Source organism: Goekera deserti, assembly GCF_010685995.1.
GTDB lineage: Bacteria > Actinomycetota > Actinomycetes > Mycobacteriales > Geodermatophilaceae > Goekera > Goekera deserti.
Genome location: NZ_JAAGWK010000001.1, coordinates 1 through 19,892 on the forward strand (window position 1 = coordinate 1; position 19,892 = coordinate 19,892).

Annotated in this window: 17 protein-coding genes; 8 read left to right on the top strand and 9 right to left on the bottom strand. The window is 75.5% G+C overall.

The annotated features are described in order from the left end of the window. Nucleotides 1-92 precede the first annotated feature (92 nt). From G1H19_RS00005 to G1H19_RS00025, 5 genes are all read right to left on the bottom strand, one after another. A complete protein-coding gene (locus tag G1H19_RS00005) occupies nt 93-1,076 on the bottom strand; it encodes a tetratricopeptide repeat protein (protein WP_152731387.1) in 984 nt (327 codons plus the stop codon). Nucleotides 1,077-1,133: 57 nt separating this feature from the next. Next, nucleotides 1,134-1,706: a MarR family winged helix-turn-helix transcriptional regulator gene (locus tag G1H19_RS00010; protein WP_152731386.1), complete on the bottom strand. Its 573-nt coding sequence runs from the start codon at nt 1,704-1,706 to the stop codon at nt 1,134-1,136. An 83-nt stretch (nt 1,707-1,789) separates the two neighbouring features. Next, entirely contained in the window at nt 1,790-3,253 is a 1,464-nt protein-coding gene (locus G1H19_RS00015; protein WP_162393475.1) for a phytoene desaturase family protein, read from the bottom strand. Further along, a complete protein-coding gene (gene meaB / locus G1H19_RS00020; protein ID WP_152731385.1) occupies nt 3,250-4,272 on the bottom strand; it encodes a methylmalonyl Co-A mutase-associated GTPase MeaB in 1,023 nt (340 codons plus the stop codon). Before meaB ends, G1H19_RS00015 begins: the two co-directional genes overlap by 4 nt. Next, complete coding sequence (locus G1H19_RS00025) at nt 4,269-5,471, bottom strand: acetyl-CoA C-acetyltransferase (RefSeq protein WP_152731384.1); 1,203 nt, start codon at nt 5,469-5,471, stop codon at nt 4,269-4,271. Before G1H19_RS00025 ends, meaB begins: the two co-directional genes overlap by 4 nt. Before the next feature lie 231 nt (nt 5,472-5,702). Here G1H19_RS00025 and mce point away from each other — a divergent pair, with 231 nt between their 5' ends. From mce to G1H19_RS00055, 6 genes are all read left to right on the top strand, one after another. Beyond that, entirely contained in the window at nt 5,703-6,164 is a 462-nt protein-coding gene (gene mce, locus G1H19_RS00030; protein ID WP_202926006.1) for a methylmalonyl-CoA epimerase, read from the top strand. An 87-nt stretch (nt 6,165-6,251) separates the two neighbouring features. Beyond that, nucleotides 6,252-7,583, top strand: coding sequence for a crotonyl-CoA carboxylase/reductase (gene ccrA / locus G1H19_RS00035; protein ID WP_162393474.1), 1,332 nt, complete (start codon nt 6,252-6,254; stop codon nt 7,581-7,583). A gap of 165 nt (nt 7,584-7,748) precedes the next feature. Continuing rightward, complete coding sequence (locus tag G1H19_RS00040; RefSeq protein ID WP_152731381.1) at nt 7,749-8,987, top strand: coiled-coil domain-containing protein; 1,239 nt, start codon at nt 7,749-7,751, stop codon at nt 8,985-8,987. A gap of 843 nt (nt 8,988-9,830) precedes the next feature. Further along, nucleotides 9,831-12,197, top strand: coding sequence for a hypothetical protein (locus tag G1H19_RS00045; protein ID WP_152731380.1), 2,367 nt, complete (start codon nt 9,831-9,833; stop codon nt 12,195-12,197). Nucleotides 12,198-12,300: 103 nt separating this feature from the next. Further along, nucleotides 12,301-13,167, top strand: coding sequence for a DUF4397 domain-containing protein (locus tag G1H19_RS00050; RefSeq protein WP_152731379.1), 867 nt, complete (start codon nt 12,301-12,303; stop codon nt 13,165-13,167). Between the two features lie 6 nt (nt 13,168-13,173). Then, nucleotides 13,174-13,815: a class F sortase gene (locus G1H19_RS00055; protein ID WP_202926005.1), complete on the top strand. Its 642-nt coding sequence runs from the start codon at nt 13,174-13,176 to the stop codon at nt 13,813-13,815. A 231-nt stretch (nt 13,816-14,046) separates the two neighbouring features. On the opposite strand, the gene G1H19_RS00060 is transcribed toward G1H19_RS00055, so the two are convergent. From G1H19_RS00060 to nucS, 3 genes are all read right to left on the bottom strand, one after another. Continuing rightward, nucleotides 14,047-14,358, bottom strand: a complete 312-nt coding sequence (locus G1H19_RS00060) for a hypothetical protein (protein ID WP_162393473.1) — start codon at nt 14,356-14,358, stop codon at nt 14,047-14,049. Nucleotides 14,359-14,377: 19 nt separating this feature from the next. Then, nucleotides 14,378-16,159: a 3-hydroxyacyl-CoA dehydrogenase family protein gene (locus G1H19_RS00065; RefSeq protein WP_162393472.1), complete on the bottom strand. Its 1,782-nt coding sequence runs from the start codon at nt 16,157-16,159 to the stop codon at nt 14,378-14,380. A 132-nt stretch (nt 16,160-16,291) separates the two neighbouring features. Continuing rightward, nucleotides 16,292-16,978 carry an endonuclease NucS gene (nucS, locus tag G1H19_RS00070; protein ID WP_162393471.1) on the bottom strand — a complete coding sequence of 229 codons (687 nt, stop codon included), beginning with the start codon at nt 16,976-16,978 and terminating at the stop codon, nt 16,292-16,294. 185 nt (nt 16,979-17,163) lie between these two features. On the opposite strand from nucS, the gene G1H19_RS00075 reads away from it, so the two are divergent. Beyond that, complete coding sequence (locus G1H19_RS00075) at nt 17,164-18,063, top strand: hypothetical protein (RefSeq protein WP_152731376.1); 900 nt, start codon at nt 17,164-17,166, stop codon at nt 18,061-18,063. A gap of 78 nt (nt 18,064-18,141) precedes the next feature. On the opposite strand, the gene G1H19_RS00080 is transcribed toward G1H19_RS00075, so the two are convergent. Continuing rightward, complete coding sequence (locus G1H19_RS00080) at nt 18,142-18,915, bottom strand: enoyl-CoA hydratase-related protein (RefSeq protein ID WP_152731375.1); 774 nt, start codon at nt 18,913-18,915, stop codon at nt 18,142-18,144. A gap of 125 nt (nt 18,916-19,040) precedes the next feature. Between G1H19_RS00080 and G1H19_RS00085 the strand changes: the two genes are divergently transcribed. After that, the gene (locus G1H19_RS00085; RefSeq protein ID WP_152731374.1) at nt 19,041-19,859 is read left to right on the top strand and encodes a hypothetical protein; all 819 of its coding nucleotides are present in this window, start codon (nt 19,041-19,043) and stop codon (nt 19,857-19,859) included. Nucleotides 19,860-19,892 lie beyond the last annotated feature (33 nt).

The window sequence follows — 19,892 nt, forward strand, 5'->3', positions numbered from 1 at the left end:
GAAGCCCTCAACCACCTACTCTCACCACCTCAACCAACCGGTGATGCAACGACCACCTGAATCCACCTGAGCTGATCGATGCTGAGCGGGCGTCAGAAGAGGGCGGTCATGAGGGCGCGGCGGGCGGGGCCGACGCGCGGGTCGTCGTCGCCGACGACGGTGAACAGCTCCACCAGGTGCCGGCGGGCGACGTCCCGGTCCTCCCCGGCCGTGCGCCGGACGACGTCGAGCAAGCGGGCGAAGGCGGCGTCGACGTCGCCGGTGCCGAGCAGGAAGTCCGCGGCCCGGGTCTGGGCGGCCACGTCGTCCGGTGCCGCGTCGGCGGCCTGCAGCGCGTCCGGCCCGGCCTCCTCGGCGCGGCGGAACACCTGCACCTGGCGCAGCGCCAGCCCGGCGACCGGGTGGTCGGGCTCGACGGCGAGGATCGCCTGGTAGGCCTCCTCGGCGGCGACCAGGTCACCGCGGTCCAGGGCTGCCTCTGCGGCGTCCAGGCGCGGGTCCTCCGGCTCCTCGGCCTCGTCGGCGGGCTGCCCGCCGGGCACCGCGCCGCCGGTGGTGGCCGCGACCAGCTCGGTGACGAACTCGCGGGCCTGCTCCTCCGGGATGGCGCCGCTGAACTCGGCGACCAGCTGGCCCTGCCACACCGCCTTCACCGCCGGGATGCCCTGCACGCGCAGGCCCTGGGCCAGCGCCGGGTTGGCGTCGACGTCGACCTTGGCCAGCACCCAGGTGCCGTTGCCCTCGGCCGCGAGACGCTCCAGCACCGGGGACAGCTGCTTGCACGGCCCGCACCACTCGGCCCACAGGTCCAGCACGACCGGCACCTGGAAGGAGCGGTCCAGCACCTCGCTCTGGAAGCTGGCCTCGTCGACGTCGACCACCGCGGAGCCGGGGGCACCGGCGGGTGCGTCGGCGCTCGGCGGGGGCGCCGACTGGGCCCGGGCAGCCGCGTCCGAGCGCGCCTTCACGGCAGCGAGGTCGACAGCACCGGCGAGCGAGGCGGCCATCCGGGCCTGCTGGGCAGCGGCGCGCGGGTCGGAGCGCGGATCGGGTCGAGCGGGGCGGTTCGGCTGCATGGCCCGATCTTCCCACCGGGCCGGGGCACCTGCTCCGGCCCCCACCCGGCAGCCGGCTCAGCGGTCGCCGGGTGCCGCGTCCCCCGGCGGCATCGTCCCGCCCTGGCCGGGGGCGGTGACGTCCTCGGTGCGCACGTCGCCGGCCCCGAAGCGCACCCGGCGCAGCACCTGGAAGAGCGTGTCCAGCTCGTCGTCACCGAGGTCGCCGAGGCCGAAGTCCAGCCCGGTCAGCGCCGCGGTCGCGACGTCGACGACAGCCCGCCCGCGCGGGGTGATGGTGGCGAGCACTCCCCGGCCGTCGCTGGGGTTCGGGCGCCGGACGACGTACCCGGCCGCCAGCAGCCGCTCGATGGCGTTCGTGACGCTCGTCGGGTGCACCATGAGCCGGCTGCCGATGACCTTGAGCGGCAGCTGACCGGTGCGGGAGAACGTGAGCAGCACCAGCACCTCGTACCGGGCGAAGGTCAGCTGGTGCGGCCGCAGCGCCTCGTCGAAGCGGGCCAGCAGGATCTGCTGCACCCGGAACACCGACGTCGCCGCGCGCATGGACGCTGCCGGCCCGAAACGCTGCTCCCAGGTCTCACCGGCGCGCTCGATCGGGTCGAACGGCAGACCGAGCGCGCGTGCCATGGGCGCAGACGCTACCGGCACGGTGGCCGCCCGCCGTGCGCGTCGGGAGGTGGGCCCCCTCGGAGGAGGGTGCAGGTGCTCCCTCAGGCGGCGCGCAGCGCCGGTGCGTGCCGGACGCCGAAGACCTCGCGCAGGGCGACCCGCGCGGCGTTGTCCCCGCACATGCCGTGCACCGCGGGCCCGGGAGGCGTGGCCGCCGAGGCCAGGTAGCGGCCGGCCATCGGCGTCCTGTAGGTGTTCCAGCGGGGGACGGGGCGGGCCAGCATCTGGCGCAGGGACGCCTCGCCGTTGGAGATGTCACCGCCGACGTGGTTGGGGTTCCAGGCCTGCATCTGCGGCGCGTTCTTGGTGGCGCGGGCCAGCACGAGGTCGCGGAAGCCGGGGGCGAACCGCTCGATCTGCCGCTCGATGGCGTCGGTCATGTCCACCGGCGAGCCGTGCGGCACGTGCACGTAGGCCCAGAACACGTGCTTGCCCTCCGGCGCCCGGCTGGGGTCGACGACGGTCGGCTGCACGGCGAGCACGTACGGCAGGTCGGTGGTGCGCCCGGCGGCCGGCGCGGCCTCCCCGGCGATGGTCTCCTCCAGCGTGCCGGCCAGGTGGATGGTGCCGGCCCGCCGCACGTCGGGGTTGGTCCACGGCACCGGCCCGGACAGCGCCCAGTCGACCTTGAACACGCCGGGCCCGTGCTCGTAGCGGCGCACCCAGCGGCGGTAGCCCTCGTGCACGCCGGCCCCGGCCATCTGCACGAACGCACCGGGCGAGGTGTCCAGCAGGACCGCCGGGACGCGCTCGAACTCCCGCAGGTCGGTGACCTCGTGCCCGGTGACCACCTCGCTGCCCTGCTCCTCCAGCGCGCGCACCATCGCGTCGGCCAGCGACTGCGAGCCGCCCTCGACCAGCGGCCAGCCGGCGTGGTGGGCCAGCATCCCGAGGATCATGCCGAGCCCGGAGGTCAGCGGCCGGGTGAGGTCGAGCATGCCGTGCGCCGCGGCACCGCCGATCAGCGCGCGGGCGTCCTCGGTCTCGAAGTACCGGTGCGCCAGCCAGCGCACGTTCGGCAGCGCCTGGAGGCCGAAGCGGGCGATGCCGGTGACCCCGGAGGTGGGCAGCCGGCGGAAGGCGCTGGACAGGAAGTACCGCACGATGTCGTCGCCCTGGGCAACCAGCGGCTCGAACAGCCGCCGGTAGTTGTCCGCGTCACGCCCCAGCCCGCGCGCCGTCTCCTCCAGCGAGCGGTGGGACAGCGCGGCCCGGCCACCGTCCAGGGGATGGGCGTAGGCGATGTCCGGGTGCAGCAACCGCACCCCGCGGGAGGGCAGGTCGAACTCCCGGAAGAAGGGCGACGCCGCACCCATCGGGTGCACGGTCGAGCACACGTCGTGGGCGAAGCCGGGCAGCGTCAGCTCCTCGGTGCGCATGCCGCCACCGGCCCGCTCCCCACGCTCGACCACCTGGACGGCGAGACCGGCCGCCGACAGCCGCAGCGCCGCCGCGAGCCCGTTGGGTCCTGCACCGACGACGACGGCATCCGGGGTCCCGTTCACGGGCCCATCCTCGCCGAGGCGTGCCCGAGCTGCCGGACGAGCTCGTCGGCGGCCCGGTAGGGGTCGGTGCGGCCGGCGAGCACCTCGGCGGCGAGCGAGGCGAGTGCGGTCGACCCGCGCAGGTCGCCCATCCGGGAGCGCAGCTCGGCCACCGCGATCGCCTCGATCTCCCGGGTGGCCCGCTCGGTGCGCCGCCGCTGGCCCTCCCCCGACGACACCAGCCACCGCCGGTGCTCCTCGACGTGGGCCAGCAGCTCCGGCACGCCCGTGTCGGACTCCCTGGAGGCGACGGTGCGGCACACCGGGGGCCGCCAGCCGTCCTGCTCATGCCCGAGGGTGAGCATCGCCCGCAGCTCGCGCACGGTGCGGTCGGCGCCCTCCCGGTCGGCCTTGTTGACCACCAGGACGTCGGCCACCTCGAGGATGCCGGCCTTGGCGGCCTGGACGCCGTCGCCCATGCCCGGGGCCAGCAGCACCAGCGTGGTGTCGGCCAGCGAGGCGACCTCCAGCTCCGACTGGCCGACGCCGACGGTCTCGACCAGCACGACGTCGCAGCCCGCGGCGTCCAGGACCCGCAGCGCCTGCGGCGTGGACCAGGCCAGCCCGCCGAGGTGCCCGCGGGACGCCATCGAGCGGATGTAGACCCCGTCGTCCAGCGCGTGGTCGCCCATCCGCACCCGGTCGCCGAGCAGCGCGCCGCCGGAGAACGGGGACGACGGGTCCACGGCGAGCACGCCGACCCGCCGGCCGGCCGCGCGGAACCCGGCCACCAGCGCGGTCGTGGTGGTGGACTTGCCGACCCCGGGCGGGCCGGTCACGCCGACCACCTGGGCGCCGCCGGTGTGCGGGGTGAGCGCGGCGGCCACCTCCCGCAGCAGCGGGCTGGCGTCCTCGACCAGGGAGATCAGCCGGGCGACGGACCGGGGGTCACCGGAGCGGGCCCCACGGACGAGCTCCGGGACGTCGACCGACCGCCGGCCCCGCCGGGGGCCGGCGGGGCCGACGGCCGGGTCGGTCAAGCGGCGGAGCCGGCCCGGGCGGGCACGTGCAGGACGAGGGCGTCGCCCTGCCCACCGCCACCGCACAGCGCCGCGGCGCCGACGCCGCCCCCGCGTCGACCGAGCTCGTAGGCCAGGTGGAGCACGATCCGGGCCCCGCTCATGCCGACCGGGTGACCCAGGGCGATGGCGCCACCGTTGACGTTGACCTTCTCCGGGTCGACGCCCAGCTCCCGGGTGGAGACGATGCCGACCGCGGCGAAGGCCTCGTTCAGCTCGACCAGGTCCAGGTCGGCCGGGTCGATGCCCTCGCGGGCACAGGCCTTGGCGATGGCGCGCGAGGGCTGGCTCTGCAGCGAGGCGTCCGGGCCGGCGACGACCCCGTGGGCGCCGATCTCGGCCAGCGGGGTGAGGCCGAGCTCGGCCGCCTTCGCCGCGCTCATCACCACGACCGCGCAGGCGCCGTCGGAGATCTGCGAGGCGGTGCCGGCGGTGATCGTGCCGTCCTTGCTGAAGGCGGGCTTCAGCCGGGCCAGGCTGTCCACGGTGGTGTCGGCACGGATGCCCTCGTCCTCGCGGAACTCGATCGGGTCGCCCTTGCGCTGCGGGATCAGCACGGGGGTGATCTCGTCGTCGAACAGGCCGTTCTTCTGCGCCGCGGCCGCGCGCTGGTGGCTGGTGGCGGCGAACTCGTCCTGCTCCTGGCGGGTCAGGTCGTAGCGGGCGTTGGCCTGCTCGGTCAGCAGGCCCATCGCCACCTGGTCGAAGGTGTCGGTGAGGCCGTCGTGGCTCATCGAGTCGACGAGCGCGGTGTCCCCGAACTTGGTGCCGGTGCGGGAGTTGGCCAGCAGGTGCGGGGCCTGGGTCATCGACTCCATGCCACCGGCGACGACGACGTCGAACTCGCCGGCGCGGATGAGCTGGTCGGCCAGCGCGATGGCGTCCAGGCCGGACAGGCACACCTTGTTGAGGGTGAACGAGGGCACCGACATCGGGATGCCGCCGGCGACGGCGGCCGGGCGGGCGGGGTTCTGCCCGGCACCGGCCTGGATGACGTGACCCATGATCACGTAGTCCACCTGGTCCCCGGAGATCCCGGCGCGCTCGAGGGCGGCCTTGATGGCGACCCCGCCGAGCTCCGCTGCGGAGAAGTCCTTGAGCGAGCCGAGCAGACGGCCCATCGGGGTGCGGGCGCCGCTGACGATCACGGAGCGGGACATGGTGCCTCCAGGAGCTCGGGGCCGCCCTCGTCGGCGGCCTCAGGATCGTGGTCCGCGCGGACGCGGACCCGCCCGCGGCACCGCTGGTCACGGCACCTCGACGGCCGTGGCTCGTCGTCGGGCTCAGGGAGGATAGTTCGACTCCGGGACCCACGGGGAGGGGCGTCGCCCAGATGTGGAGCAGCCCACAGGGGCTGGGCCTGGGGCGTCCGCGGCGGCAGGATGCGCGCCGTGACCACCGACGACCACACCGGCCTGCCCTCCGAGCTCTTCACCACCATCGACCACGTGGGCATCGCGGTGCCCGACCTCGACGAGGCCGTCGCCTTCTACGCCCGGGCGTTCGGCGTCCACTCGGTGCACGAGGAGACCAACGAGGAGCAGGGCGTCCGGGAGGCGATGCTGGCCGTCGGCGACGGCGCCACCCGCATCCAGCTGCTGGCGCCGCTGACCCCGGAGTCGACGATCGCGAAGTTCATCGGCCGGTCCGGGCCGGGCCTGCAGCAGCTGGCGTTCCGGGTCGCCGACGTCGAGGCGGTCAGCGCGACGCTGCGCGAGCGGGGACTGCGCCTGCTCTACGACGTGCCGCGGCGCGGCACCGCCGGCAGCCGGGTCAACTTCGTGCACCCCAAGGACGCCGGTGGTGTGCTCGTCGAGCTGGTCGAGCCGGCTGGTGGTCCAGAACACGTCTGAGACGTCTGTTCAGTCCTGGTTACCGGCCGGTAACCTCCGCGCACCGCACTGCCCCCCCCTCGAGCCAACGACGACCCGGGAGACCACGTGGACCAGATCAGGGACGCGATCCTCAACGACCAGCTCGACGCGCTGGGCGGCCTCTCCGTCCCGGAGTCCTACCGCGGCGTGCTCGTCCGCAAGGACGAGCAGGAGATGTTCGCCGGGCTCGCCACCCGGGACAAGGACCCGCGCAAGTCGCTGCACGTCGACGAGGTGCCCACCCCGGAGCTGGGCCCGGGCGAGGCGATCGTCGCCGTCATGGCGAGCTCGGTGAACTACAACACCGTGTGGACGTCGATCTTCGAGCCGGTGTCGACCTTCGGCTTCCTCGAGCGCTACGGCCGGCTCTCGGAGCTCACGAAGAAGCACGACCTGCCCTACCACGTGGTCGGCTCGGACCTGGCCGGCGTCGTCCTGCGGGTCGGTCCCGGGGTGAACCGGTGGAAGCCCGGCGACGAGGTCGTCGCGCACTGCCTGTCCGTCGAGCTCGAGGACCCGGCCGGTCACGACGACACGATGATGGACCCGCAGCAGCGCATCTGGGGCTTCGAGACCAACTTCGGCGGGCTGGCGGAGCTGGCCCTGGTCAAGAGCAACCAGCTGATGCCCAAGCCCGGCCACCTCACCTGGGAGGAGGCCGCGGCGCCCGGACTGGTCAACTCGACCGCCTACCGGCAGCTGGTCAGCCGCAACGGCGCGAACATGAAGCAGGGCGACACCGTCCTCATCTGGGGCGCCTCGGGCGGCCTGGGCTCCTACGCGACGCAGATGGCGCTCAACGGCGGCGCCATCCCGGTGTGCGTGGTGAGCAGCCCGGAGAAGGCCGAGATCGTCCGGCGGATGGGCGCCGAGCTGGTCATCGACCGCTCGGCCGAGCAGTACAAGTTCTGGAAGGACGAGGACACCCAGGACCCCAAGGAGTGGCAGCGGCTCGGCAAGAAGATCCGCGAGCTGACCGGCGGCGAGGACGTCGACATCGTCTTCGAGCACCCGGGCCGCGAGACCTTCGGCGCCAGCGTGTACGTGGCCAAGAAGGGCGGCACGATCATCACCTGCGCCTCGACCACCGGGTACGTGCACCAGTACGACAACCGCTACCTGTGGATGAACCTGAAGAAGATCCTCAGCTCCCACTTCGCCAACTACAAGGAGGCGTGGGAGGCCAACCGGCTGATCGACAAGGGCCTGATCCACCCGACCCTGTCGAAGGTCTACCCGATGGCCGAGGTCGGCCAGGCCGCCCTGGACGTCCACCGGAACGCCCACCAGGGGAAGGTGGGTGTTCTCACACTGGCCCCCGAGGAGGGGCTGGGCGTGCGCGACACCGCCAAGCGCGAGCGCCACATCGACGCGATCAACCGCTTCCGCGACGTCTGACGGTCACCGGCGCGCCACCGTCCGTCCCCCCGGTCACCAGCTGTCCGGGGTCGATGACGGTGTGCGCGCCGGTGCCGTGTCCTGCCCGGCCACCGGGGCCGGGAGGTCGGGCGGGCAGCCCGTGCCGAACTGGACCGGCCCGGTTCTAGTGAGGAGGATGGGCCCATGAGCGACCCCCGGCACGACCTCGTCCCGATGCGTGAGGCCGCCGTCTCCTTCGACGTCGTCCTGCGTGGCTACGACAAGCACCAGGTCGCCGAGACGGTCGAGCGCCTGGACGCCGACGTCCGCGTCGCACTCGCCGACCGGGACGCCGCCGTCGCCCGGTCCGCCGACCTGGCCGCGCAGCTCTCCGCACTGCACAAGGAGATGGAGTCGCTGCGCCGCAAGGCCGCGACCGCCGTCGCCCCCAGCTTCGAGAACATGGGCGAGCGGATCGCCCACATGCTCCGGCTGGCCGAGGAGGAGGCGGCGGAGCTGCGCCGCACCGCCGAGGAGGAGACCACCGCGCTGCGCGAGGCCACCGCCGAGGAGGCCGAGGGCCTGCGCCAGCGCCTCGCCGCCGAGGAGACCGCGGCCGCGCAGCGGCTCGCCGCGGCCAACGACGAGGCCGAGCGGCTCGTGGCCGAGGCCCGCCAGCACGCGGAGCAGATCTCGGCGAAGGCGCAGGCCCGCGCCGACGAGCTGGTGCAGAAGGCACAGGAGCGGGTCGCGCGCCTGGACGCCGACTCCCAGGCGCGCCGCACCAAGATCGAGGAGGACTTCGAGATCGCCCAGCGGTCCCGTCGCGCCGAGGCCGCCCAGATCGAGCAGGAGCGGGCGCACGCCTCGGCCGCGGCCGCGCAGCAGCGCATCGCTGCCGCCGAGCAGCACGCCGCCCGGGTCGTCGCCGAGGCCGAGGCCGCCGTGGCCCGCGTGCAGGGGGTGCGCGACGACCTGCTCGACCGGCTCGCCGGCGTGCACCAGCTGCTCACCCAGCTGCCCGACCTCACCGACCGGCTCGCGCCGGACGCGGCCCGTCCGACCGGCGGTGGTCAGCGCCGGCCCGTCGCGCAGGGCGACGCGCAGGACGGCGATCCTGCCGCAGGGTCGCCGCGCGCGACCGGCACCGACCGCCCCACCGTCCCGTCCCAGCCGGGCGGCCGGCTGCCCCATGCCACCGGGCCCGACTCCGCCCGGCCTGCTGCCGTGCCGGCGTCGACCGACTCGGGCACGATGTCCGTGGCCGCCGCCGCGGCCCATGAGCAGGGGCAGGCCGCCGGCGACGGGGCCGCCCCCGGTGCACAGCGTCCCGCCGCACAGAGCCAGGCACCGGCCGAGCGAGGCCGGGACTCCGGCACGCAGGCATTGCCCGTGCAGCCGGCGCAGCAGCGCGTCGCGGAGAGCACCCCGCCCGCGCGCTGACCTCACCCGCTCGCGCGCCACGGCGCCCAGGCCCTGGCGGTGCCCGCGCGCTCCGGCGCGCGCGCTCACCTCGCCTTCCGCTGAGCCGGCCGCTGGTCGATCCGGCCGTCCGCTGGTCCGGCCGTCCGCTGGTCCGGCCGTCCGCTGGTCCGGCCGCGCGCCGGTGTGGCCGTCGGCTGACCCATCCGTCCGCTGACCCCGCCGCCCAGCGGCCGGCCGGTCGCCCGCCCTCCAGCGGGTGTGACCGGCCGGCTCCCGTCGTGGCCTGGCGCGTCCAGCGCTCGCCGTCCTCTCCACGGGAGACGTCACCCACCTGGTGACCTAGGGTGAGCCCCCGGATCCACGTCGCGCAGCGTGACCAGGCGTGACAGGGTCCGCACCAGCGCTCCCCTGTCCACCCGGCGTCATCGCCGGCGGTCGGCCGGGCCGATCCGTGAGAGGGGCCCCGTGTCAGAACCGCACCCGGACCCACCCGCACCGCTCCGCGGTCCCCGCGGACCCGCGTCCGACCGGCACCGGCTGCGCGGTCCGGGCGAGCGGCTACGGTTCCGCCGCTCACCCGCCCCGGGACAGGGCACCCGCCCCGAACAGGACGTTCCTGCTCACGCCGCCGCTGCCCCCACGGGCCCGGCGTCCGACCCGGTCACCGGCCCGACGCCCGCCCCGGCCGTCGGCCCGGACCAGCCCGCTCCGGAGCGAGCCGCCCCGGCCCCGCCCGCTCCTGACCAGCCCGCTCCGCGTCCGGCCGGCGCGCACCTGCCCTCTGCGGACCTGCCCGAAGCGGACCTGTCCGGGCACATCCCCGGCCAGGGCACGCCGGGTCGGCCCGTGCGCAGCCGGGACGTGCCAGGCCGAGACGTCCCGGACCGGGACCTGCCCGGCTGGGGCCTGCCCGGCCGGGACAGGACCGGCCGGGACGTCACCGGCCGCGGCGTGCCGGACCAGGGGTCGGTCCCGCCCGGCGGACCGCGCGACCAGGTCGCCGGCTCCACCGGGGCGCCGGCGGCCCAGCCTCCCGGGTCCGGCACCGGGAACGGGACCGACCCGTGGGCGACCGCCGACCCGGACGGGTACCCGGGCGCCCACGAGCCGCACACCGACACCGGGCGCCTCGTGCCCCCCGGCACCACCGCGTGGGCCCCGGACGCAGCCGGTCCACCCCGTGAACCGTCCGCTGCGCCGCGATGGGCCCGTCGACCCCGCCCGTCCCCCGCCCCCGTACGGACGTCCCCCGACGCGGACGACCTCCTGCCGCCGCTGACACCGCCGTCGGGCGACACCACCCGGACCGCCCCGGTCGGCGGGGGTCCGGGGGTCCGGCCCGGGTCCCAGCTGTTCCTTGCTGCGGCCGAGGAGGACCCCCTCGAGCAGGCCGGTGCCCGGCGCGCCCGGCACCGCGCCCGCTCCCGGCGGCTCAGCCCGCGGTTCACCGTCGGCCTGCTCTGGCCCATCGGCGCGCTGCTCCTCGTCGGGCTGGTGAGCGCCCGGCTGCTGCACGGCACCCGACTGCCGGACGACGGCCGGCTCACCGCGCCCGCGTTCGCACTGCTGCGCGGCGACAGCGGCACTGGTCTGCCTGCGCTGTCACCCGACGGACTGGGCGCCCTGCAGACCGCGGTCTACGCCACGCTGACCCGGGCCTTCGACCGGCACGCCACCCTGGTGGTCGCCGGACGCGAGCTCCTGCTGGTCAGCGTGCTGGTGGCCGGTCTGCTGCTGTGGCGCACCGCCCGGCGCGTGGGGCTGAGCAACCCCAGCTGCGCGGTGGCCCTGCTGGCGTTCGGCGCCGTCCCGGTGATCACACCGGTGTACCTGGCCAGCAGCCCCGGGGCGTTGGCCGTGCCGTGGCTGATGCTGTCGGCGTACCTGCTGGCCGGGGGACGGCCCGCGCCGGCAAGCGGTGTGCTGGCCGCCGTTGCCGCGGTGCTCTCGGTGCTGCTGGCCCCCGACGTGCTGCTGCTGGGCCTCGCCGGTGCCGCCGCGGCCCTGGTGACCGGTGCAGTACTGCCCCGCTGGCCCGCCAGTCGCCGGCTCGCCTGCGCCCTGGCGCTCGGGCCGCTGTTCCTGCTGGCCACCCTGACCCTGGACCGCTGGGACCCCCAGCCCGCCAGCCCCGGCCGCTGGGGGGCCACCAGCGGTGAGCTGGTGACCGTCACGGTGGTGCTGGTGCTCGTCGGGCTGCTCGGCGCGGTCGGCCTGCCCCGGTTGCGTGCCGCCGGGATCGCCCTGGCGCTGACCGCGGCCACCACGGTGGCCCCCTCCCCCGGCCGGCTGTCGGCGCTGCAGGTCTGCCTGCCGGTGGCCGCCCTGCTGGTGGGTGCGCTCGCGCAGGTCGCGGTGCGCCGCGTGCTGGCCGTGCGGCCGGCGGTGCCCTCCACGGCCACCGGCCGCCCGCGTCCCGGGTCCGCGACCCGGTCCCGGCGGCTGCTCCCGCTCACGCAGCTGGCCGCCGCGCTCGCCCTCGGAGCCGCCGTCGTCACCGCGAGCCTCGCGCTGGGTCGGGCCCCCACCAGCGACTTCGGCGACCGGGCACACCGGGCCACCCTCGCCTGGCAGGAGCAGCAACTGGCACCGGACGCGGTGCTGGTCGGGTCCGGCCGCATCTGGTCGGAGCTGGTGCACGCCGGTGGCGACCCGGCGCGGGTGCAGCTGGCCGGGGACACGCCCGCCGACGCACCAGGAGCTCGCCTGGTGGTGCGGACCACGACCGGTGCGGCCCCGCAGCCGGCGGACGCCGTGGCCACGTTCACCTCCAGCGGCGTCCAGGTGCACGTCGAGGACCCGGACCGGGGCAGCCCGACACCCGCAGCGCGCGAGCAGCGCCGTCAGCTCGCCGCGGCGCTGCTCACCAACCCGACCACCTCCGACTCCGGCCAGGCGACCGGTCAGCTCACCGCCGGCGACGTCGACCCGCGCCTGCTGTCGCTGCTGGCCGGGATGTCGGCACAGTTCGGCGTGGGGCTGCACAGCCTGCCGGTGGTGGCCGGGGAGGAGGGCACCGGCACGCTGACCCGGGTCGCGGTGCTGGACAGCATGGACGGCGTCCCACTGGACCAGGACCCCGCGCGGGTCGACCGGTTGCAGGCCTGGCTGTCGGTCCAGCGGGCCCCGTTCGCACCCGACGTGGTGCGCCGGACACCCGACGGGCTGCTGCTCGCGTTCCACTACGTACCTGACCCCGACGCCCTGGTCGAACGGGCCACCGCCTGAGTGTCGGGACGGAACGCCCCGTCCCGGGTTGGCAACCGGGGCGCCGAGCGGGTAGAGACGTCCGTGCACACGTCCGACTGCACCCTGTGACGGAAGGCCCCCGATGACCACCACGACCCGAGGCCTGCTGGTCACCCTGCTGTGTGCCGCCGCGGCACTGCTGGGCATGAGCCCGGCCAGCGCCGCCGACACCGGCCTGCTGCGCCTGGCCCACCTCTCCCCGGACACGCCGTCCGTCGACGTCTACGTCAACTCGGTCTCCGACCCGAACCAGGCGATCACCCTGCCGGGCGTCTCCTACGGCACCGTCTCGGACTACCAGAGCGTCCCCGCCGGCACGTACACGGTGAGCATGCGGTCGGCCGGCGCCGACCCGTCGACCCCGCCGGTGCTGTCCACCACCGTCCAGATCGAGCCGGGCAGCGCCCGCACCGTGGCCGGCGTGGGCTACTTCGCCTCCCTGGGGCTGGAGATCCTGGACGACTCCCTCGCGCTCCCGCCGGCCGGCCAGTCCCGCGTGCGGGTCATCTCCGCGGCCGCCACCGCGCCGTCCCTGGACGTCGCGGTGACCGGTGGTTCCAGCGTCGCCAGCAAGCTCGCCTTCGCCGCGCGCACCGACTACGTGGACGTGCCCGGTGGCACGACCACGCTGCAGGTGACCGGTGGCAGCGGCGCGCCGACCAGCCTGCCGGTCGACCTGGCGGCCGGGTCGGTCTACAGCGTCATCGTGCTGGACAACAGCGACGGCGGGCTCACCGTGCAGCTGGCCCTGGACGCCGCCAGCCCGCAGGTCGTGCCGGTCGGCGGGGTCGAGACCGGGGCCGGCGGCACCGCCGGCGGCCAGGACGCCGCCACCCTGCCCCTGGTGGCCGGCGGCATCGCCGCCATGGCCGCGCTCGCGGTGCTCACCACCGTGCTGCTGCGCTCGCCCGGGACGCACCGCCCGCGGCACGCCGCGACCCGGTCCTGACCCCCGGTGGCCGGAGCGCACCGTCGGCGGGGCCAGCGGCAGTGGCACGCGCTGCTGGCGCCGCTGCTGGCCACCGTCGCCGTGACGGCGACGGTCCTGGCCGTGCTGGTCGGCGCACCGTCCACCGTGCGGCAGAGCGGGTCGGTGCAGGCGCTGACCACCCCGGACGCGCAGCCCGCGGTGCTGGGGTCCAGCCCCGCGACCGGCGGCCCGGCGCCGGTCGCGGTGTCCATGCCGACGATCGGTGTGCAGGGGTCGCTCGTCCCGCTCGGCACCGACGCCTCCGGCGTGCTGGTGCCACCGACCGACTTCGCCCAGGCCGGGTGGTTCTCCGAGGGCACGGTGCCCGGGGACGTCGGGCCGGCCGTGATCGCCGGGCACGTCGACTCGCGGGCCGGCCCCGCGGTGTTCTACCGGCTGGAGGAGCTGGCCCCCGGTGACCGGCTGACCGTCACCCGCACCGACGGGTCGGTGCTGACCTTCCAGGTGACCCGCGTCGGGCAGTACCCCAAGGCGGAGTTCCCCACCGAGGAGGTCTACGGCCCGGTCGGCGCCCCAGAGCTGCGGCTGATCACCTGCGGCGGCGTCTTCGACCACACCCGTCGCAGCTACGTCGACAACGTCGTCGTCTTCGCCCGCTTGGTCTGAGCCGCCGTCCCCGCCCCGGGGTGGGCCGGGGTGCTCGGGCCGACGACCGCACGAGCTCACCACCGTCCGGCCGCACTACCGCCGAGCTCACCACCGTCCGGCCGGGTGCACCAACGCTGGTGAGCTCGGCCGGACGGTGATCAGCTGAGCTGATCGATGCTGCGGGGGCGGGGCGGGGCGGGGCGGGGCGGGGCGGGGCGGGGCGGGGGCGGGGCCGCCGCGGGGGCACCACTAGCGCTGGCGGCGCCGGGAGCGGGCGCGCCAGCAGGTGGTGTGCCAGTGCCGGCGCAGGTCGGCGGCCGAGTCGGTGTCCCACGGGTCCAGGTCGGAGTCCCGGGCGTAGGCCGGCCAGCTCACCACGTGCGGCGTCCCGGCCACGACCTCCTGGTCGCAGCCGGGACAGCGGTAGTTCTTGCCGGTGGCCGAGCCGGTGACCGACCGGACGACCCAGTCGCCGTCGCCGGCCTCCTCGACCTGCTCCGGGCGCGGACGCCACGGACCGGGCGCGCCCGGTCGTCCTCGCCCCCGGGCGCGCCTCCCCACCCGTTCAGCCTGCCACGGGTCAGCGGGTGGAGTGGTCCCGGAAGCCGCGACCGGTCTTGCGCCCCAGGTAGCCGGCGGTGACCAGGTGCTCCAGCAGCGGCGCCGGGGCGTAGCCGGGCTCCCGGAACTCCGTGTACAACTCCCGCTCGATGGCCAGCGACACGTCCAGGCCGACCACGTCGAGCAGCTCGAAGGGGCCCATCGGGTAGCCGCAGCCCACCTTCATCGCGGCGTCGATGTCGTCGCTGCTGGCGTAGTGCGCCTCCAGCATCCGCACCGCGTCGTTGAGGTAGGGGAACAGCAGCGCGTTGACGATGAAGCCGGCGCGGTCGGCACAGCTGACCGCGTGCTTGCCGAGCTGCTGGCACAGCGCGTGCGCGGTGGCGGCCACGTCGGGGGCGGTGGCGATGGTGCTCACCACCTCCACCAGCTTCATGACCTGGGCGGGGTTGAAGAAGTGCAGCCCGACGACGTCCTCGGGGCGCTCGCTGGCCTTGGCGCACTCGATCACCGGCAGGCTCGAGGTGGTCGTGGCCAGCACGGTGCCCGGCTTGGTGATCTCCCCGAGCGCGGCGAACAGCGTCTGCTTGACCTGCAGCGACTCGACGACGGCCTCGATGACCAGCTCCCGGTCGGCCAGCTCGTCGAGCGAGGTGGTGCCGTCCACCCGGGCGAGGACGGCGTCACGGGTGGCCTCGTCCAGCCGACCGCGGGCGACCTGCTTGTCCAGCGACCGGGTCAGCGCGGCGAGCACCGCAGCGACCTTCTCGTCGGTGCGGGCCACGAACCGCACGTCGAGCCCGCCCTTGGCGACGACCTCGATGATGCCGGTGGCCATCGTCCCGGACCCGACCACGCCGACGGAGCGGAACGGGCGGGCCCCCTCGGCCGCACCGGCCGCCGACGGGGTGGCGGCGTCGGGCACGACCTCGGCGGAGCCGCGCTCGGCATAGGTGTAGAAGCCGCGACCGGACTTCCGGCCCAGCAGGCCCGCGGTCATCATCTGCTTGATCAGCGGCCGGGGGGCGTGCAGCCGGTCGCGGGACTGCTGGTACATCGTCTGCAGGATCTCGTAGGCGGTGTCGATGCCGATCAGGTCCATCAGGGCCAGCGGGCCCATCGGCAGGCCGCAGCCCAGCCGCATGGCGGCGTCGACGTCCTCGCGGCTGGCGTAGCGGTTCTCCACCATCTCCACGGCGTGGTTGAGGTAGCCGAACAGCAGCGCGTTGGCGATGAAGCCGGCCTTGTCACCGATCGTCACGTCGACCTTGCCCAGCCGGGCGGCCAGCGCCTCGACGTCCTCGACGACGCCCGGCTCGGTGACGACGGTGCGCACGATCTCGACCAGCTTCATGACCGGCGCCGGGTTGAAGAAGTGCATCCCGATGACCTTGCTGGGCCGACCGGTGGCCACCGACAGCGCGGTGACCGACAGGCTGGAGGTGTTGGTGGCCAGGATCGTGTCCGGCGGGCAGATGCGGTCCAGCTCGGCGAACAGCTGCGCCTTGAGGTCCATCCGCTCTGGGACGGCTTCCACGACCAGCTCGGCGGAGCCCAGGTCGGCCAGGGTGGTGGTGTAGCGCACGCGCTCGAGGATCGCGGTGCGGTCGGCGTCCTCGAGCTTGCCGCGGGTGACCGCGCGCTCGGTGGACTGCTCGACGTGCGCCCGGCCGCGGGCGACCGCGTCGTCGTCGACGTCGACGGCGGTCACCGACAGCCCCGCGCGGGCCAGCACCTCGACGATGCCGGCCCCCATGGTGCCCAGCCCCACGACGCCGACCTCGGTCAGTTCTCTGGCCACGTTGCCATCTCCTCCTCGCGTGGGCGCGCCCGGCTCGCACCGGTCCCGCCGTCCGTCCTGATCGGGGCAGTCTGGCATCCCCGTCTCCGTCCCGGACAGTGAGGTTACTCATGGGTAACCCCGGTGGGTGGCCTAGAACAACCGCTGCGAGGGGTCGTCGGTGCCCTTGAGGACGGCGTAGTCGACGGTCACGCAGGAGATGCCCCGATCGGCGGCGAGCACGCGCGCCTGGGGCTTGATCTCCTGGGCGGCGAACACGCCCCGGACCGGCGCCAGCCGGGTGTCCCGGTTGAGCAGTTCCAGGTAGCGGGTCAGCTGCTCGACGCCGTCGATCTCGCCCCGGCGCTTGATCTCCACCGCCACCGTGCCGCCGGCGCCGTCCCGGCAGAGCAGGTCGACCGGGCCGATCGCGGTCGGGTACTCCCGGCGCACCAGCGACCAGCCCGCACCGAAGGTCTCCACGTGCAGCGCCAGCAGCCGCTGCAGGTCGGCCTCGACGCCGTCCTTCTGCAGGCCGGGGTCGACGCCGAGCTCGTGGGTGCTGTCCAGGTCGACCGACTCGATGGTGATGATCAGCTGCTCGCCGGCCTTGTTGGTCACCGTCCACGTACCGGCCCGGCCGCCGTCGGGGGTGTCGACCAGCTCGTCGGTGAGTGAGCAGGGCGGGCTCATCCAGTTCAGCGGCTTGTAGGCGCGGTCGTCGGCGTGCACCGACACCGACCCGTCGCTCTTGACCAGCAGCAGCCGCGTGGCGGGGGGCAGGTGGGCGGTGAGCCGGCCGACGTAGTCGACCGAGCAGCGAGCGATGACCAGACGCACGAGCAGCGACGCTACCGGCCCGCTCCCCCACCACGGGGGGCCGGGGCCGGGGGCGGGCCGGGCTCGGACGGAGCTGCCCTCGCGCTCGGCCACGACGACCGTCGGCCCCCGGTGGGCCGCACGGTGCGGGTGCGCCGGGTGGTCCGCGGCGGGAACGCAGCGTGCTCGGCGCGCGTCTGAGGGGCATGACACGATCCGGTCCCGGGCGGTCGGCGGTGCTGACCGCACTGGGTGCGCTGGGCCTGCTGGTGCTGGCCGGCTGCGCCGACCGGGACGGTGGGGCGGCCGGAGCGCAGTCCGGTGCGAGCGCGACCCCGGACCGGGAGGGTGCGGCGGCCGACGACCGGCTCGTGTTCCAGGTGGCCCTCACCGGCGGTTTCACCACGCCCACGGAACTCGCGGCGCGACTGCCGCTGGTCAGCGTGTACGCCGACGGTCGGGTGGTCGCCCAGGGCCCGGTCGCGGCCTCCTACCCAGGGCCGGCCCTGCCGTCGGTGCAGCTGCGTGACGTCGGCCCGGACGCCGTCGCCGACCTCGTCGCCGAGGCAGAGCGGGCCGGCGTCCTCGACGACACCGACCTGGGCTCCCCTCCGGTCGCGGACGCCCTCACCACGCGCTTCGTGCTCGTCGACGCCGACGGGACCCACGTGCGGGACGCCTACGCGCTGTCCGCCGGGTGGACGGCGGGGCCGGGGCTGTCGACCGAGCAGGTGGCCGCCCGTGCCGACCTGCTCGAGCTGCTGGACGCCGCCCGGGCGGTCGCCTCCCCGGCGGACCAGCGCGAGCTGCGGCCCTACCCGGTCAGCGCGCTGGCCGTGGTCGCCACCCAGCACCTGGACGTCGACGACGGCCTGGCCACCCCCGACGTCGCCTGGCCGGGGCCGCCGCTGCCGGGCACCGCGCTGGGTGGGCTGCCCTCGATGAGCTGCACCCTGGCCACCGGGGACCAGGCCCGAGCCGTCCTGGACGCCGCCGCGACGGCCACCACCCGCACGCCCTGGGTGACCGCCGACGGCAGCCGCTGGTCGGTCACGCTGCGCCCGCTGCTGCCGCACGAGGACGACTGCACCGACCTCACCTCCTGAGCAGGCGGCCGCGCCGGACGACGGCCGGCACCGGTCCCCTGCGGCGTCCCGCCGCGAGCGTGCTCTCGGTGGAGCTCCTCAGTCGGTCCAGGCGGCCGGGCGCTTCTCCAGGAACGCGGCCATGCCCTCGCGGGCGCCGGGCAGCTGGCTGGCCGCGGCCATCACGTCCACGGCGTGGGTGTAGGCGTCCCGCTCGGGCCGGTCGAACTGGGCGTAGAGGGTCTGCTTGCCCCACGCCTTGCTCGCCCGCGAGCCCCGGGTCGCCCGGCCCAGCAGGTCGGCCACGGCGTCGTCGAGGTCGCCATCGGGCACCACCCGGTTCACCAGGCCCCAGTCCAGCGCCGTCCGGGCGTCGATGACGTCGCCGGTGAGCGCCAGCTCCATCGCCCGCTTGCGCCCGACGTTGCGGGCCACGGCGACCATCGGGGTGTGGCAGAACCAGCCGCCCTTGCCGCCCGGGGCGGCGAAGCCCGCCGACTCGGCGGCCACCGCCAGGTCGCAGGAGGCCACCAGCTGGCAGCCGGCCGCCGTCGCCAGGGCGTGCACCCGGGCGAGCACCACCTGGGGCACCTCCTGCAGCGTGCGCATCAGCTCGGTGCACAGCGCCAGCAGGCTGCGCACCTCGGGCAGCGAGGCCCCCGCGACGTCGGCGAAGTCGTGCCCGGCGCTGAACACCGGGCCCTCCCCGGCGAGCACGATGCCGGTGGCGTCGGTGCCGCCGGCGTCGGTGACCGCCGCGAGCAGCTGCGTGAGGTGCTCGCGGGACAGCGCGTTGCGCCTGTGCCCCCTGGTCATGGTGATGCGGACGGTGTCCCCGTCGCGCTCGACACGCGGTGCGCCGTCGCTGGTCATGCTCAGCTGCTCCTTCGAGATGCCGGGGGGTGGCCCAGCGGGGCGCCCCGGCCGGAGCCCACCACGGCGACGGCCGGCCGGCAAGCGCCGATGCCCGACGGGGGCCGGCGACACGGGGGGCACAGATGACCGGCAGCCGCACGACTCCGACCCGGGCCCGGACGCCGAGCAGGTCGTCGGGTTCGCTGTACCTGCTGCTGGCCGCGGTGCTGCTGATCGGCGCGCTGGGTGTGGTCTACCTCAGCTACGCCCACCGCGACCCGGCCCCGGCCGCCGCGTCGGGCACCCCGACGTCGCCGTCGGCGAGCAGCGCCGCCGCCACCACCGCACCCACCGCGGGCAGCGGCATCGAGCAGGCACCGCCGGGCGCGCTCACGTTCGAGGTGCTGCTGCCCCCGGAGGAGCTGACCGGGATCGGCCTGGAGTCCGGCGTGCCCGTCGCCGAGGACTCGCCGCAGTTCCCGGTGCTGTGCGACGCCGCCGACTGGGCGCAGACCTGGAGCGCACCGACCGGGGACGTCGGCCACCGCTACCCCGTCGCCGGTGCCGGCGTCACCGAGCACGCCCTGGGCTACGCCGACGCGACCACCGCCGAGGCCGCGCTCGCCCGGCTGGTGGCCGATGCGGGCAGCTGCTCGTCACCGGCGAGCGGGTCGATCCAGGTCACCGACCCGGCCGCCGGTCTCGGGGACGGCGCCGCGGCCTTCCGCTTCGACGACGGCGGGCGGGACGGCGTCCTCGCCGTCACCCGGGCCGTGGTGGCCCGCTCCGGTGACCGGCTGGTGCTGGTCACCTACACCACGCAGCAGTCGATCGGCACCGGGAACGGCCCGGGCGACGGCGGCGGGGACGACTCGGCCGGCGACGGCGCGGGCGCGGAGTCGACCACCCGCGCGATCGCCGAGCTGGCCCTGGCCCGGCTGGCCGGGCAGCCGCAGGACTGACCGGGGCCCACCGCCCGCGCCGCCGGATCAGGC